Origin of the sequence: Fibrobacter sp. UBA3629, from assembly GCF_002374005.1 — a bacterium.
In the GTDB taxonomy this organism is placed as follows: domain Bacteria; phylum Fibrobacterota; class Fibrobacteria; order Fibrobacterales; family Fibrobacteraceae; genus Fibrobacter.
In genome coordinates this window covers 28,802-44,771 of record NZ_DFLC01000028.1, presented here as the reverse complement: position 1 = coordinate 44,771, position 15,970 = coordinate 28,802, and the positions used below count along the sequence as shown (strand labels likewise).

Sequence of the window (15,970 nt, the reverse complement as noted above, 5' to 3'; positions counted from 1 at the left end):
CCGGTCGAAAAGAAGTGGCTCGAAGTGAGCTCCTGCAGTAACTTCGAAGACTACCAGGCCCGCCGCGCCAACATCAAGACGAAGATTAACGGCAAGAACACCTTCGTGCACACGCTGAACGGTTCCGGCCTCGCCACCCCGCGCGTGATGGTAGGCATCTGCGACAACTACCAGCAGAAGGACGGCTCGCTGTTGATTCCTGAAGTGCTGAGGCCGTACATGGGTGGGCTTGAGGTTATTAAACCGAAAGCCTAACCATGTGTGAAGATTTTTCGTCAAGAAAAATCTGAGTGCGAGGTTTCGCAAGAAACCTTGCCTGCTCGTTAAGGTGGGCTTGAGAAGATCGAACCGAAGAAGTAATGCGACAAGGGAGGGTTACACCCTCCCTAAGACCCTCCCGGCACTTAATAATCCGCGTCTTTCAAGTTTGGAACTTGTGGTGGGCGCGGATTATTTGCGTGGGCACCTTCGGTGCTATGCGACTAGGGAGGGTTACCCCCTCCCTAAAACCCTCCCGGAATACGATATAAACTTCGGCAAGCACAGCTTGCCTCGCGCATACGCAAAAGCGTATGCGTTTTTTTATACCCTAAGCAACGATTTACTTGCCTATCGTATCGGTCGGAGCCGCCAGCGCTGTCGAATCTGCAGCAGCAGTCGCGTTCGACTTCTTGTTCTTGAGGCAACGGACCGAATAGGCGAAGGTCTTCTGCTTGCTGTAGTCGCCCAGGAATTCGTCATTCTCGTAGTAGAGGTTCCAGTAAGGGGCGTGCGTCGGCGTATTGCTTTCTTCGGCAATCCAGAAGTCGGCATCCTTCCCCATGTCGCGGAACTCGCCCTTGGCATTACGAGAACCGGCCGCCAGCGCCCCGAATCCAAAGCGATCCATGCCCGTAGGCCAGTCCTCGCTGCGATTCCAGGAGACCGTTTTCTTGAGCAGGGTACCGGTGTTTTCTTCGGGATGCTTGTTGTGCTTCTTGATAAAGCGGACAAGGGTTTTCATTTCGGCATCGGTCGGGATATGGAATCCAACGGGACAAACGCCCTGGTGCTCCTCCTGAATCAAACCGGAAGCAGAATTGTTCTCGTATTCGTGCGAAAGAGCCATGGCAGACACCCAGGAATAGAGCCTACCGTAAACATTGCAATTTTCGGTCTTGTTGTCATAGCACCAGCTGTCTTCGGAATGGTAGTTCAGGTTCTGTCCCATCCAGACCTGGCTTCCGATAGCCACAAGCCTATAGATGCGGCCATCGCGTTCGTCACAGAGAGTTCCCTCCGGAGCATCCGCACAAACCGACGACGACGATGCCGCCTCGGACGAAGATGATTCCTCAGAAGACGAACGTGGTCCCCTACGCTCGGAAGACGAGGACGACTCGGGAATAGAATCACGCTCCGGTTCTACAGAAGCAGAATCCTGGACGGAAGCCACGTCGAGAGAGCCGTCGCGGTAAACCATCGGCACGGGGAAAGGTATCTGCCGGACCACCTGCTTCGGAACGTCCGGAGTAGTTTGAGCGGGGGCCGCTGCCGGAGCCTTTTTCTGTTGCGGTTCCGGGTCCTGCCTGCACGAACACACGCCCGCAACAAGCAAGAGGAGCAACAGTCCGACCAATGTCTTTAAACACGCATGCACACAAAAAATATATATAGAATTTCAGGTCGCGAACGGACGAAAAATAGATTTTTACAAAAAATTTCCCTAGTGAAATGGATAATTTATTTAAAATCGGGAAGTTTCTCTATCTTTTTGAATCGGCCAGTCGCATCGTCACGTTCAAAATACCGGACCGCATCCCCGAGAGCAAGCATCACGAACTTCGGGGTCAACACCTTCAGGTAGCGGTTGAGCTGCACCTGCAACGCCTCCCAGGTGTATTCGCCGGGAGCCTTGCATTCCACCAGCAGCCACGGCTTGTCTAGCGCAGCTCCTTCGCGAAAATTGCTGACGATGATGTCCACGCGGTCATCCGTCTTCGGGTCTATGGCACACAGCCCGAACTCCACTGTAATCAAGTGGGCCGGCACCTTGATTTCGTTCAGCAAAAATTGGACAGTCGCCTGGCGCACGTGCTCTTCGGGCGTGTCGGGGACATCCTTCCTGCGGATGGGGTCGTATATCGTTCCGTGGGTCATTCAACACCCCCTGCAGAATCTTCATTGGCAAATTTATCTGAAAATTCCCTTGCCTGTTCGTCAAAATTCTCCACAGTCACCCGAGGCAAAAGGGAACTGCTTAACCAGAAGTCCTCTTTGAACCGTTTTTCACCCCAGTCGTACGGGAAATCCTCATACTCGACCGACAAATAATCAAGCAGGTTCTTGGATGCCTGGCGTTTCGCCAGAAACAGCGGATAATGCTCCTTGACAACCAGGTGTTCTACCCTATACCGCAAAAATGCGCTCCAAATATCCAGGTCCGGCCAATCATACCATCTAAGGTCCACATATTCGACAAACTCTACCGTATCGCCCGAACTTGTCTCGCAGGAGTAGGTGAACCTGACATACGAGGTTTCGTAATCACGGCGCGGAAAATCATAACGATCATAACCATAATCGAATACATTTCCTTCGATTTCCTTCACGACGCCCAGCGTATCGTCCAACACGGCCAGAGCAATGCCAACAGGCATCAAGTCTTTTGCCAGGACAAATTTCCCCTTCACCAGGAGATCTTCCAGCGAAGCCTCTATTTTGCGCCATTCAGATTCAACCTCATCAAAGCCATTTACCTCACGGACACTCGAATCGTCTCCGCAAGCAACCAGAAGCAGCAAAAAGAAAAAAGCCAAAAAACGTTTCATCAGTCCAACCCCGGCAAGCCCGGCGACCCGCCACCCGACTCGTTACAACGATTTACCTTTTCGCACGTCATGTAGCCGTTTTTCACGTCCCAGTCAATCTTCACGTCTTCGGCGTCTATGCGCAAATTGAAGTTACGAATCTTGGTCAGCACGCAGTCATCGCCAAAGGTTTCGTACTTAAACTCGTCACCATCGGCAATTTCGAATTCATCCTTGCCCAAGGCCCTTATGTTCCCATACGAGTCGTCATGGATGACGATATTCGTCACGTTCTTGCAGTCAAAGCTGTCACAGTTGTACAAGTCCACAAAGAGCGTAGAGAGTATTTCGGTATTTGCCACGCCCTTTTCGCATACGGCCGCCGACGGGCAAGCGATGAGATCCAGTTCAAGGCTAATCCCGTGGACTCCTACCTCGTAAACATTAAGGACTTCGGCCGAATATACGAGTTTCGCCCACTTTTTATCGGAAGAAGCCTCCTGTTTCAGGCTATCCATAAAGGCGATTGAAGTCGTACGGCTTGTCACCTGGGTCAAGTCCTTTTCAACCTCGATATCGCCACACGGAAGCAGACCGCAACTGCCAAGCAGCAACAAAACCGGCAACAGCGCGATATACTTGAACAATCCTTTCGCCTTCATAGATGTTTGACAATAATAACAAATTTAACGTGTCGGCAACGGGATAGATACAATTTTCAGATATAGCCGCAAAAAATCTTGACAGATGACACCACCCGAATTATATTTAGAACCGTGAACAAATTCTTTGGACAGAACACCGCATCAGCGGCAATGGCAGCAAGCCCGGCAGCAGCCCGAGCTATTATGGGGCTGTCCAGAGAAACCAAAGTCTGCAAGGCATAACGCCAAAATCCAGATAGCAAGTTTCAAGGGCAGCCCCGAAAATGGCTGCTTTTTTTATTTACCCCCTTTTTAACCACTAACCACAAGGAACAACGGAAATTCTTGAATAATTTTATGCTATAATTACAGCGCAAAAAGAATTTTCGATACCTATACAGGAGCATAAAATGCGCAGAAGACTTTTGAGCGAAGGTGCCAAGGAACTCTCTTACGAAATCCGCGAGATCGTTAAAAAGGCAAACCAGCTCAAGGCACTCGGCCTCCCCATCCACTGGGAAAATATCGGCGACCCCATCGAAAAGAAGTGCCAGTTGCCCGACTGGATCAAGGAAATCGTGGTCGACCTCGTCAAGACGAACCGCAGCTACGGCTACTGCCCCTCCAAGGGCATGCTCGAGACCCGCGAATTCCTGGTAAAAGAGAACAACAAGCTCGGCGGTGCACAGATCAACGTCGACGACATCCTGTTCTTCAACGGCCTCGGTGACGCCATCGCCACCATCTACGGCCTGCTCTCGATGAACACCCGCATCATCGGACCTGCCCCGGCCTACTCCACCCACAGTTCCGCCGAAGCGGCACATGCCCACACGGCCCCCATCACCTACAGCCTCCAGCCCGAAAATCACTGGTATCCGGACCTGGAAGAACTGGAAAACAAGGTGAAGTACAACCCGAGCATCGCAGGCATATTGATTTTGAATCCGGACAACCCGACCGGCATGGTCTACCCGCTCGACATCCTCAAGAAAATCGTGGATATCGCGAAGCGCTACAACCTGTTCATCATCTGCGACGAAATCTACAACAAGATTACGTACAATGGAGCCCACGCCTACGCTCTCGCCGAATACATCGGTGACGTTCCGGGCATCGCGCTCAAGGGCATTTCCAAAGAATACCCGTGGCCGGGCGCTCGTTGCGGCTGGGCTGAATACTACAACCGCGACAAGGACGAACAGTTCGACGCCTTCTGCCGCGCCATCGACAACGCGAAGATGGTGGAAGTCTGCTCGACCACGCTCCCGCAGATGACTATCCCGCGTGTTCTCGGCGACCCGCGCTTTGCCGAACACCGCACTGCGCTGAACGAGAAGATTGGCCGCCGCAGTGCCATCATCAACGAAATCCTTTCCGACATTCCGGAACTGTACTTCAACCCGACCTACGGCGCGTTCTACAACACCATCATCTTCCGCGAAGGCACGCTCAACAGCCACCAGACGCTCAAGATCGACAACCCGATTATCAAGAAGAAGGTGGAAGAATGGTGCAGCAAGACGACGAACCTCGACTACCGCTTCGTGTACTACCTGCTGGGTGCGAAGGGCATCTGCGTGGTGCCGAGCACGAGCTTCTGCACAGACCTCAAGGGCTTCCGCGTGACGCTCCTGGAAGAAGACGAAGAGGAACTTCGCGAAGTGTTCACTACGATTCACGACGCCATCGTGGAATACCTGCACTCGTAGTCGGTACAGACAAGTTAAGAAAAGTCGCTCAAAAGGGCGACTTTTTCTATTAGATTTCTGCGTCTACAGATGTGGGCTTTATCGGGATCGGCGCGAACGGCGGTTCCAGTTCTATGCTGATGGGGCAATGGTCCGAGCCCTGCACTTCAGAATGGATGTCTGCATTTACAATGTTCGGGGCGAGGCCTTCGTCCACGAAGGCGTAATCGATACGCCATCCCACGTTGCGAGCTCGGGCTCCAAAGCGGTTCGACCACCAGGAGTAGCGGTCGCGTTCGTCGGGGTGAAGTTTGCGGAACGAATCGACAAATCCGTTTTCCACGTACTTGTCCATCCAGGCGCGTTCGATTGGCAAGAAGCCGCTCACGTTTTCATTTTCTTTCGGGCGCGCGATATCGATTTCCTTATGGCAGGTGTTGTAGTCGCCAACCGTGACCACGTGCTTGCCATCGGCAATCCAGCGCCTGCTGTTTTCGAGAAAAGCGTCATAAAAGCGGAGCTTGTAGTCCAGACGATCCTCGCCGGACCCTCCGTTCGGGAAATAGATGCTGTTGAGCACCCAGTCCGGAAAGACAAGCTGGAGCACGCGGCCTTCTTCGTCAAACTCCTCAATATCGAAACCGTAATTCACGGAATCGGGTTCAATCTGCGTGAATATGGCCACTCCACTGTACCCCTTCTTGCGACGGCAGGGATTCCAGTAAGAGAAGTAGCCCTCGCGATTGCGAATAGAATCGGGAACCTGGTCTTCGTCTGCACGGACTTCCTGCAGGCAGAGGATATCAGGGCTGGTCGCATTGAACCAATTTTCAAACCCCTTCTTTATCGCCGAGCGGATTCCGTTCACATTCCAACTATATATATTCATCTTGTACCGTCTATACCCAAATCAATCCTAGATAAAGATAATTTTTTATTTGGTCGAAAAAATGACACTCCGGAAAAAAACAGATTAGCCCCCAAAAAACGAGTCTTTCTTTGTAAATTTTCATTTTCACAAAAAGCGTTTTCCCCCAGACAAACGAAAAAAACGCTTTTTTTTCATGAAAAAAAATAAAACAGACGTTTTTTTGATTAGAAAAATTATATTTGAAGCATGAAATCGAAATTTTTCGCCATCAAGCTTACTGCGATTCTCGCTTCCCTGACATTCTTTTCCGGCTGTGCCGGTTCGTCCAACGGCGACGACCTCGAGGTTCCGACCAACCTCCCGCCCATCTGCCGTGACATCGACTTTGTAGCGAACCCGGACATGCGCGAAATGTGCGGTGTCCGCAAGGCCCACAACAAGGCTTACAAGAACATCCCGCAACAGCGCTACCTCATCAAGCCGAGCGAGACATCCATTGTAAAAACAGGCAACAAGCTTGAACTCCGCTTCCAGAACTCGCTTCCGCTCTACCTGGACGGCCCTATCGTAAACGAGATCCTCTTCAACCAGGAAAAGCGCCTCGAAAGAATCAAGAACAACTACGACTACCACGAAATCTACAACAGGGAATCGAAGGAGAGGACCCGAATCTTCAAGATGGGAATCCCGACCGATCTCGGCGGTACGCATGAATTCTGCTTCCGCATCCCCGAACTGAAGGGCAATGCGAGAACCCGTAACAGGGCTATGGGTAATAACATCGAACGCATGAGCTGCGAGGATTTCGAGAATATTATCGCAGCGGACAAAGCCTCCAGGGGACTTTAGCCCGAACGCGAAAACGGTTTATCACCAGCTTCCGCACCGATAGTGCGGAGGCTTTTTTTCTAGATTTGCACTCGGTAAAATCGTGACAAGTACAAACAAGAACATACACAACGCGCTAAGGCAGAACCACCTACAGGCGGCCTGTTCCTCTATCCAGGGTTTCTCGATTTCGGGTCTTGCGACCTACCTTCAGTTCCCGGAACTGGATTTCTGCGTCGACATGGGCGAATGCCCCCTTACCGCCATTCCGCTAGACCACGTGTTCCTCACGCATGCACACGGAGACCATGCCCGCTGCCTCATGCGCCACAACAGCCTACGCAAGATGATGGGCGTAGAACGCGACAGCGTCTACTACCTGCCCGAAGAAATCAGCGAAGGAGCGAAAGCGTGGATCAAGGCGGAGGCCATGTTCGAAGGCGTCGGCGAACAGAAATTCCGCTATCCCGAGATTGTCCCGGTCAAGGCTCACGAACGCATTGCGCTGCGCTACCGCAAGGATCTCGTGCTGGAAGCTTTCGAAGTGAGGCATTCCATTCCCGCGATGGGAGCGACTCTTTACCTGCACAAGAAAAAATTGAAGGACGAGTTCCTGGGAAAATCCGCAGCGGAAATTATCGAACTGCGCAAGAACGGTGTTGAAATCACTCGCGAAGTGTTCGACCCCCTCTTGAGTTTCACGGGCGACTGCATGGGCGACACTCTCCGAGACAACCCGCAGGTATTCAAGTCCAAGGTCCTCGTCACCGAATGCACCTTCCTCGACAAGGACGAAGAATCCATGGCCCACAAAAAAGGCCACACGCACCTGAACAACATCGTAAAAGCCCTGAACGAACAGGGAGACGAAGTCAAGTGCAAACAGATCGTGCTCACTCATTTTTCAATGAAGTATTCCGAAAAGCATATCCTAGAAACCCTAGAAAAAGAAATTCCGGAAAGGTTCCGGGATAGAGTCGTCGCATTCATTTAAGGTTCAAGACAAAGGCTACAGAAAACGATGGATGATAATCAGGAAAAGATGGAAACCAGCGGGAACGAAGGACAGAAACGCGAAAGGGAAGTCGTCATTCCCGAATTCTACCGCGATTTAAACGAGGACCCCGAACTCAAGGGGCTCTGGCACTACGTTTTCCGCACGAACGGCGACCGCAAGCCCATCAAGACCGCAGACGGCCTCCCCCACAAGCTCGACTTCAACTGGAAGGACATGTTCCCTAACGAAAACGGGCACATCGAAGTCGAAATCGGAAGCGGCAAGGGCAACTTCATGACAGACTATGCCCAAAAGCATCCAGACTACTTCATCATGGGAAGCGAATGGGACTACACCTGGGCCGCATTTGCCATCGAGCGCATGGAAAAGCGCGGAGTCATCGCACAGGGCAATGCAGCCATGCTGCGAGGAGACGTATTTTATTTCTTGCGCGATGCCGTCAAGGACTGCACCGTCGATGCGTTCCACATGTATTTCCCCGACCCGTGGCCCAAGGAACGCCACCACAAGAACCGCCTGCTGCGTCCCGACTTTTTGACCGAGGTCGCGCGCTGCCTCAAGCCCGGCAAGCGTCTGTTCTACTGGGGAACCGACCACAAGGAATACAACGAGATTGCACTCGAGACCTTCGACGCCTTCCCCACCTGCAAGGTCATTGAGCGCAACACCGCAGAACCCACCGAAGGAATCACAACCGGCTTCGAGCGCAAATACCGGAAAGAAGGCAGGCCCATCTACCGGAGCGTCATCGAATTCGAAAAATAGCCTTCACGCCCTGCGACGGGATGTCATTTTTCGACACCGCATTTTTTCTAGTTTAGTAAACGTATGTTAAAGCAACTATCCATCAGCGGTTTCACGCTTATCAGCCACGCCGAAGTCCCGTTCCGCAACGGCTTTACCGCCATTACCGGCGAAACTGGCGCAGGCAAGTCCGTTTTGCTCAAGGCTCTCCGCATGGTCTGCGGCGACAAGGCCCAGGCTTCGATGGTCCGCGCCGGCGAAAGCAAGGCCGTCATCGAAGGCATTTTTGACATCAGCCAGGAACCGAAGGTCAAAGAAATCATCGAGAACCTCGGAATCGACAGCGACGACGAACTCATCATCCGCCGCGAAATTCTCGAGAACGGCAAGGGCCGCACGCGCGTCAACGGAAACGTCGTCAACCAGGCCGACCTGCAGGAAATCGGCGAACACCTCATCCAGATGCACGGGCAGAGCGAGCAGCTGTTGCTCCGCGACACGCGCACCCATACGCAGATGCTCGACGACTATGCGGGGAACGGCAAACTGCTTGAAGCATATAGCGAAACATGGGCCAAATGGAACGATATCCTTGCACGCATCCGCGAAACAGAAGAACATGCCAAAGACCTCGCCGCCCAGAAGGACTTTCTCAAATTCCAGTTTGACGAGCTTTCGAAAGCGGCACTGCGCGAAGGCGAAGAGGAAGAACTCGAAGAAAAGGTGAGCGTAGCAAGCAAGGGAGAAGCGGAAAGGCGCATTCTCGATGAGATTCAGGGCATTCTCAGCGGTGACAACGGGCTCCTCGACCAGGTGCAGATTCTCCAGGCCCGGATGCGATTCCTCGCCTCGAAAATTCCGCATTACGAGGAACACCTGAACTCGCTCGCCGAGGTGGCCGACCCGTTCGAAAGCGTTTGCAAGGACCTGCTCAGGCTCTCTCCCGCAAAATCGCTCTCCCCCGCCGAAATCGACCGCGCAAACTCCAGGATTGCAAACATCCAGAAGCTGAAGCGCAAATACCGCACGGACGTAGCGGGCCTCATCGATCTAACGGCCAAGCGCAAAAGCGAACTGGAGAGCCTCGAAAACCTGGATTCCGACCTCGCCGAGCTCGCGAAAGAAGAAAAGAAAATCCTCGCCGAACTGGAGAATCTCGCCAAGGAGCTTAGCGCCAAGCGAGCCGAAGCCGCATGCCGTTTCGATTCCGCCGTGCAGACCACCATCCAGAACCTCGGGATGCCCAAAGCCGTATTCAAGACCCACATCGAGTCCCAACCGCTTAGCCCGAACGGGACCGAAAAAATCGAGTTCATGCTGGCTCCGAACCCGGGCGAAGGCGAGAAGAGTCTGCAGAAGGCCGTGTCGGGAGGCGAACTTAGCCGCGTTTTACTTGCAATCAAGAGCGTCATGGCCGACCTCGACAAGGTTCCTTTGCTAATTTTTGACGAAGTGGATTCCGGAATAAGCGGAGAAGTCGGCAACACCATCGGCGATGCCCTCCGAAGCCTCGGGAAGCACCACCAGGTCCTTACCATCACACACCTGCACCAGGTGGCAAGCCGGGCCAAGAACCAGCTAGCAGTGAGCAAGGACGAAATCGAGGGTCGAACCTTCACGTCGGTCAGGGAACTAGACCGCGAGGGACGAATCGAAGAGCTGGTGCGCATGCTTGGCGGCGACTCCGAAACAGTTCGGGAACACGCAAGACAACTTTTGGAGAATAACCAATGAACGAAAAGCCATCCGATGTTCGACTCCGTTCGCGCGTCTGGAGCGTCCTCAGGGCGCTGGTCTTCGTATGCGTCATCTTTTTCATCTGGAACGGCATGGCGAAAACAGCCTGTGCCTTTGTCGCGATTGCCCTCATCATGGGCTGGGTGAATCTCTACCAGCTGCGTAGCCAGGAAATCGAGAAACCTTACTACAGGCTATGGCTGAATGTCATCGACGGATTCCTGTCGTTTGCCGTGATGACAAGCATCTTCGTGCGAGATTTGATGCAGAACGAGCATGCCGAAAAGCTCCTGGGCGTCGGCTGCGCCGTCCTGCTTGCAAGGCTCATCGCCCACACGCTCTTCTCGCTCGGAGTTCTGCGCGAAGGCAAGTCCCTCCCCCGCAAGAAGCGTTGGAGCAAGATGGCAAGCATCGCCACCACCATAACGATGGCCGTTTATCTGTTGAATCTCGAAGATTACCAACAAATTTGCATGGTGGCGACCATCCTGCTGATTGCGGCCTCCACCGTCGCCTACGCCTATTGGTACTACCGCGACCCTGCACACCGCAAGCCCCTTTCGATTGCAAGCCAGCTCACGATGAGCCGCATCGTGCTGACCCCGTTCTTCCTCTGGGTTTTCTTCTACGACAACGACCTCGACTACAGCAACAACAGCCTTGTTTTCAAGGTGCTTGCGCTTGCGATGGTTCTAGGGTTCATGCTCACCGATTTTCTGGACGGGAAACTCGCCCGCGCCATGGGCGAAGTGAGCACGCTCGGCAAGTACCTCGACCCGTTCAGCGACAAGATTTCCAACATGACGATATTCATGTGCTTCATCGCCACGGGATACGCCCCCGTTTGGATGGTGGCGCTCATCTACTTCCGTGAATCCAGCGTGGAGACGCTCCGCACGCTAGCCGCAAGCGAAGGCCTCATCATGCCAGCACGCAGGAGCGGCAAATGGAAGACCGCGCTCCAGGGAATCGGCATCGTGGCGATCCTCCTCGGCGCCATCGACCCGGTGAGAGCGTTCGTCCCCGGCCTGGGTGACATCTGGGATATCTTCCCGAAAATAGTCATGGGAATCATCACCGCCATCACCATCATCAGCGGAATCGACTACTTCGTCTCGAGCAAGCACATCCTCAAGAAGTTCGTGTAGCGCACACTTCGTCATGCTCGCGTAGGCGAGCATCTTTCAAGAAAAATGCGTTTTTTCGCTTATTTTCGCTAAAAAAGCACTCATGCCCTTGACAAATCAGGCTCAAATTTCTATATATGGAGCCAACCTCGACGCGGGGTGGAGCAGTTGGTAGCTCGTCGGGCTCATAACCCGAAGGTCGCAGCGTTCAAGTCCTGCCCCCGCTACTAAAAAATCCGGTTCAAAGCCGGATTTTTCTTTTTTTATATTTGTAGCCGATGTTTGCCGAACTCCTCAAGATGACCCGCCCCAAAAACATCGTGATTGCGATAATCACGCTCGTGGTCGGGTATATGCTGCTCGGGTTTCCCAATTCGCTTTTCTTACCCGACGACTGCAATTCCGACTTTGATTGGATTGGCTGGTCTACCGTTATAGTGGAAGCGTTCGGGTTCGCATTCGCCATCGGGTTTGCGAACATCCAGAACGACATCCTGGACCTGGAAAGCGACAAGTTGAACCGCCCCGAAAGGCCGCTCGTAACCGGGAAAGTTTCGGTAAAGGCCGCACGCATAACCTGGATTGCCTTGTTCGTACTGATGCTCCTCTGCGGACTTGGCGATTCAAACTCTTCCTCTCCGTTTGAATACCTTCCGCTCGGCTTCTTCTTTTTACTCGGGGTGCTCCTGATAGCCTACAACAAGTGGCTCAAGCATATCCCGCTTTTGAAAAACATGACAGTCGCGTTCCTGTGCACGACACCCCTGCTCTACGCCCTGATGGATTATCTCATTCTATCCAATCTCATCCTACCAGGAAACGACTACGCACATGAACACATCTGGGCGATTATCCCAGCGATTCCGTTCGCATTCCTGCTCACGACCGCGCGTGAAATCTACAAGGACCTGGAAGACGAAACAGGCGACCTGAAGGCGGGCATCATGACGTTCCCGCTTATCGCGGGCTCGGCGACAGCACGGAAACTTGCCGGAGCAATCATCCTCTTCACCTGGATTTCGCTCCCGCTCCCGGTATTCTACATGGACAAGGTGTTCGGACACAACTACCCGCCGCTGTTCCTGATTATCACGGGAATTGCGCTCACACCGATATTCGCCGTAATCCTATTCAGTGCCCACCGCAAGAACTACCGCCGGGCACAGTCGCTCACGAAGGTGGCAATGTTCGCAGGCCTCATTGCGCTCATCTGCAGCCTGTAGAATTTCGACAGAAGCATTTTCCCGCATAAACCACATTACATATTCTGTAATACACTTTCCGCATTTAGAAAAAAAGTGTAAAGAAATCGGCCGAATCTGGCGAATTTGCAAAAAATTTCGTCATTTTTTTACCTGCTCCGCACCACGACCGATTCCTATATTTTTCCGCGGCCGCTTCCCCGCTTGCACCCGCATGGGTGGGCTACGACCCCGAGGTAAGGGAAGCAAAACATTCCGAAGAGGCGTTATGCTCGAAGAATTGCACGAAGAATGCGGAGTCATCGGCATTTACAATGGCGAAAATGTCGTCCGCAATGTCACCATGGGTCTTTACGCACTGCAGCACCGCGGCCAGGAAAGCGCCGGGTTCGCAGTCACCGACGGGGACAAGGTCCGCGTCCGCAAATCCATGGGTCTGGTTTCAACACTCCTGAGGGAACACAATGTCGACGAGCTGCAGGGATACGCAGGCATCGGGCATGTGCGCTACAGTACCACGGGAGCATCCACGCTCGCAAACGCGCAGCCGATCCTCGTGAGCTGCAAGTGGGGGCAAATCGCGGTCGCGCACAACGGCAACATCACGAACGCGAACGAGCTGCGCGCCGAGATGGAAGCCGAAGGGCATATTTTCCAGACGACCTCCGACTCCGAAATTCTCCTGCACGAAATCGCCAGAACCGAAGCCGACACGCTCGGCGACGCCATCAAGAAAGCCATCGCGAAGTTCACCGGAAGTTTCTGCCTCGTATTTATCAGCAAGGACACGATGTTCGTCGCCCGCGACGGATTCGGGTTCCGTCCACTCTCCATCGCCCGCATGGGCAAATCGTGGTGCGTGGCATCCGAGACCTGCGCTTTCGACTTGCTCGGCGCCCACTACATCCGCGACATCCAGGCGGGAGAGTTCCTCACCATCACGCAGAACGGGCTTCATTCCGAACGCTTCACGCACAAGGACCGCCTCGCCCACTGCATCTTCGAGTACATCTACTTCAGCCGCCCGGATTCCAAGATTTTCGAACAGAGTTGCGACAAAATCCGGCGCAAGATGGGCAAGCAGCTCGCAAAGGAATGTCCCGTCGACGCGGACATCGTCATCTCGGTGCCCGACAGCGCAACGACCGCCGCCCTCGGCTATTCGCAGGCAAGCGGCATCCGATTCGAAATCGGCCTCTTGCGAAACCACTATGTGGGCCGCACCTTCATCGACCCCACGCAGAACGTTCGCGAGCAAAAGGTAAAGCTCAAGTTCAACCCCATCGAGGGTGTGCTCAAGAACAAGCGCGTCTGCGTGGTGGAAGATTCCATCGTACGCGGGACAACCCTCAAGATCCTCTCGCGCATGCTGCGTGACGCGGGCGCTCTCGAAGTCCACATCCGCATCGCATCGCCCCCCGTCGCACACCCCTGCTTCTTCGGCATGGATTTCCCGAGCCAGGGAGAACTTGCCGCAAGTTCAATGACGCCCGAAGAAATCGCGAAGATGCTCGGAGTCGAAAGCCTAGGCTACCTGAGTGTCGAAGGCATGAAGGAATGCACCGGCGAAGGCGAGAACTACTGCGCGGCATGCTTCGACAACGACTACCCCGACTACATCGGGACAGACGCAACCAAGACACGCTGCGGATAAGTTAAAAACTAAACCTGGCTAAACGTCCACTTCACGTGGTCCATCATGAAGTCGTGCCCGTCAAAGACAAGGCCGAACTGGTCCTTTATCTTTTGCACGTCGAAGAGCATCGGCTCGTCGCCCCAGCCGAGGTCCTGCTCGACAATTTTCGTCTTGCTTTCCGGACGAAGCGAAAGCATCATCTCCGCGATTTCCCTCCAACTGATCCAGACGGAACCGAGTCCGAGGAAAATTTCCTCGTTCTTGTCCGACTCGAGAACCTTGAGGTAGAGTTGCGCCTGCTGGCTCGCATGGATGAACTGCGTACCGTCGTTTTTGACGATGTGGATGTCGCGGTCTTCCTTTACCGCCTGCGCCATCTCGAAGAAGCGGCGGTCGGGCTGCGAACAGCCATCAGGGAAAGCGGGATTTCCGAAAGTGTAGCCCGGACGGATGATGTTCCTCTGCATTGTCACTTCGGGGAAATTCGTGCCATAGCCATGACGGAAACCGAGCACGAAAGCCTCACCAGCAGCCTTTGTCGCACCGTAAAGGTCCATCGGCAAATTGCTCGTCACTTCGCGCATGGACGGGCGCATACGGCCCATTGCGGCAGTGCTGCTCGTCTGGATGAACTTCTTGCAGCCGGCCTTGGCGGCCATTTCCAGGAGCATGACGGTCGCGCGTGTGTCGTTCATGAGCATGGTGCTCGGAGTTTCGCCCCACCCAAGCGCAATATGGATACAGGCGTCGCACCCCTTGAGGCCTTCGCCCATCTTGTCGAAATCCGTAAGGGAAGCCTCGACAAAACTCACTCCGGAATGGCTGCGCAGCGAAGGAACCTTGTTGGGATGCCTTGTTGCAATAACGACTTCATGTCCCTTCTCAAGAAGGGCCTTGACAACATAATGTCCGATAAAACCGGTACCACCCGTAACAAAAACGCGCATAGAAACCTCTTTTCGTATCTTGAAAAATAATGTCTTTTAGGGGAAAAGGCAACTGTATTTTTACAAAAAACACGTGTATTTCAAAAAAATTTCGAAGAATCCCTTGCCATCCTTAGTGTCATTAAGGTATATTTGCGTACATGAAATTCGTAGCAAGCATCAACTTCTGGTGGTGGCAGGCCCTATAATTAGGAGTCCGGTATTTTTGCTACGGTATTCAAAAGATGCAGGCTCCTTCAATGGGAGCCAATTTTTTTGCAAGAAACTTTTGGATGCCCCACAAGAACCTGAAACTGACGCAAACTACAAAAAAGAAAGGAATCTAAAATGAGAAACTCGCTCAAGCTCGACGGCCCGGTCAAGACTTACCTCGACGAAAACGAACTCCCGAAGGCATGGTACAACGTGCGTGCCGACATGAAGAAGAAGCCCGCACCGCTCCTAAACCCCGGTACCGGCAAGCCGGTGACCTTCGAAGACCTGCAGCCCGTATTCTGCGACGAACTCATCAAGCAGGAACTCGACAACGATACCGCCTACTTCGAAATTCCCGAAGATATTCTCACTTTCTACAAGATGTACCGCCCCTCCCCGCTCGTCCGCGCCTACTTCCTGGAACAGGCGCTCGGCACTCCGGCGCACATCTACTACAAGTTCGAAGGCAACAACACCTCGGGCTCCCACAAGCTGAACTCCGCCATCGCGCAGGCATACTACGCCAAGAAGCAGGGCCTCA

At 53.4% G+C, this 15,970-nt stretch carries 14 protein-coding genes, 1 tRNA gene and 2 pseudogenes; 11 read left to right on the top strand and 6 right to left on the bottom strand.

The window, feature by feature from the left end; all coding sequences use genetic code 11:
- Positions 1–255 (top strand): annotated as a pseudogene (locus B2310_RS09060) (serine--tRNA ligase); the annotation flags it as partial.
- A 346-nt stretch (positions 256–601) separates the two neighbouring features.
- Here B2310_RS09060 and B2310_RS09055 read toward each other — a convergent pair.
- From B2310_RS09055 to B2310_RS09040, 4 genes are all read right to left on the bottom strand, one after another.
- On the bottom strand, positions 602–1,639 hold the full coding sequence (locus B2310_RS09055; RefSeq protein ID WP_290730711.1) for a fibrobacter succinogenes major paralogous domain-containing protein: 1,038 nt from the start codon (positions 1,637–1,639) through the stop codon (positions 602–604).
- Positions 1,640–1,722: 83 nt separating this feature from the next.
- Positions 1,723–2,139: a type I restriction enzyme HsdR N-terminal domain-containing protein gene (locus B2310_RS09050; protein ID WP_290730708.1), complete on the bottom strand. Its 417-nt coding sequence runs from the start codon at positions 2,137–2,139 to the stop codon at positions 1,723–1,725.
- A complete protein-coding gene (locus B2310_RS09045; protein ID WP_290730705.1) occupies positions 2,136–2,810 on the bottom strand; it encodes a hypothetical protein in 675 nt (224 codons plus the stop codon). Before B2310_RS09045 ends, B2310_RS09050 begins: the two co-directional genes overlap by 4 nt.
- Positions 2,810–3,451, bottom strand: coding sequence for a hypothetical protein (locus tag B2310_RS09040; RefSeq protein ID WP_290724525.1), 642 nt, complete (start codon positions 3,449–3,451; stop codon positions 2,810–2,812). The genes B2310_RS09045 and B2310_RS09040 overlap by 1 nt, the downstream gene beginning before the upstream one ends.
- Positions 3,452–3,843: 392 nt before the next feature.
- Here B2310_RS09040 and B2310_RS09035 point away from each other — a divergent pair, with 392 nt between their 5' ends.
- Positions 3,844–5,145 (top strand): pyridoxal phosphate-dependent aminotransferase, encoded by a 1,302-nt coding sequence (locus tag B2310_RS09035; RefSeq protein ID WP_290724527.1) that lies wholly within the window; start codon positions 3,844–3,846, stop codon positions 5,143–5,145.
- 49 nt (positions 5,146–5,194) lie between these two features.
- Here B2310_RS09035 and B2310_RS09030 read toward each other — a convergent pair whose 3' ends face one another.
- On the bottom strand, positions 5,195–6,013 hold the full coding sequence (locus B2310_RS09030; protein WP_173381795.1) for an exodeoxyribonuclease III: 819 nt from the start codon (positions 6,011–6,013) through the stop codon (positions 5,195–5,197).
- Positions 6,014–6,241: 228 nt separating this feature from the next.
- Between B2310_RS09030 and B2310_RS09025 the strand changes: the two genes are divergently transcribed.
- The 8 genes from B2310_RS09025 (at position 6,242) to purF (ending at position 14,305) form a co-directional block, all read left to right on the top strand.
- On the top strand, positions 6,242–6,844 hold the full coding sequence (locus B2310_RS09025; protein WP_290724532.1) for a hypothetical protein: 603 nt from the start codon (positions 6,242–6,244) through the stop codon (positions 6,842–6,844).
- A gap of 82 nt (positions 6,845–6,926) precedes the next feature.
- Positions 6,927–7,817, top strand: a complete 891-nt coding sequence (locus tag B2310_RS09020) for an MBL fold metallo-hydrolase (protein ID WP_173366158.1) — start codon at positions 6,927–6,929, stop codon at positions 7,815–7,817.
- Between the two features lie 27 nt (positions 7,818–7,844).
- The gene (gene trmB / locus B2310_RS09015; protein WP_290730700.1) at positions 7,845–8,606 is read left to right on the top strand and encodes a tRNA (guanine(46)-N(7))-methyltransferase TrmB; all 762 of its coding nucleotides are present in this window, start codon (positions 7,845–7,847) and stop codon (positions 8,604–8,606) included.
- Between the two features lie 63 nt (positions 8,607–8,669).
- Positions 8,670–10,319, top strand: a complete 1,650-nt coding sequence (gene recN / locus B2310_RS09010; RefSeq protein WP_290730697.1) for a DNA repair protein RecN — start codon at positions 8,670–8,672, stop codon at positions 10,317–10,319.
- Entirely contained in the window at positions 10,316–11,470 is a 1,155-nt protein-coding gene (locus B2310_RS09005; RefSeq protein WP_290730695.1) for a CDP-alcohol phosphatidyltransferase family protein, read from the top strand. Before recN ends, B2310_RS09005 begins: the two co-directional genes overlap by 4 nt.
- Before the next feature lie 132 nt (positions 11,471–11,602).
- Positions 11,603–11,676 (top strand) — tRNA-Met (locus B2310_RS09000).
- A 51-nt stretch (positions 11,677–11,727) separates the two neighbouring features.
- Complete coding sequence (locus tag B2310_RS08995; RefSeq protein ID WP_290730693.1) at positions 11,728–12,672, top strand: geranylgeranylglycerol-phosphate geranylgeranyltransferase; 945 nt, start codon at positions 11,728–11,730, stop codon at positions 12,670–12,672.
- Between the two features lie 247 nt (positions 12,673–12,919).
- Entirely contained in the window at positions 12,920–14,305 is a 1,386-nt protein-coding gene (gene purF, locus B2310_RS08990; protein ID WP_290730691.1) for an amidophosphoribosyltransferase, read from the top strand.
- An 8-nt stretch (positions 14,306–14,313) separates the two neighbouring features.
- Here purF and B2310_RS08985 read toward each other — a convergent pair whose 3' ends face one another.
- Positions 14,314–15,234, bottom strand: coding sequence for an NAD-dependent epimerase/dehydratase family protein (locus B2310_RS08985; protein WP_173366888.1), 921 nt, complete (start codon positions 15,232–15,234; stop codon positions 14,314–14,316).
- 327 nt (positions 15,235–15,561) lie between these two features.
- Between B2310_RS08985 and B2310_RS08980 the strand changes: the two are divergent.
- Positions 15,562–15,970: pseudogene (locus B2310_RS08980) on the top strand (TrpB-like pyridoxal-phosphate dependent enzyme); the annotation flags it as partial.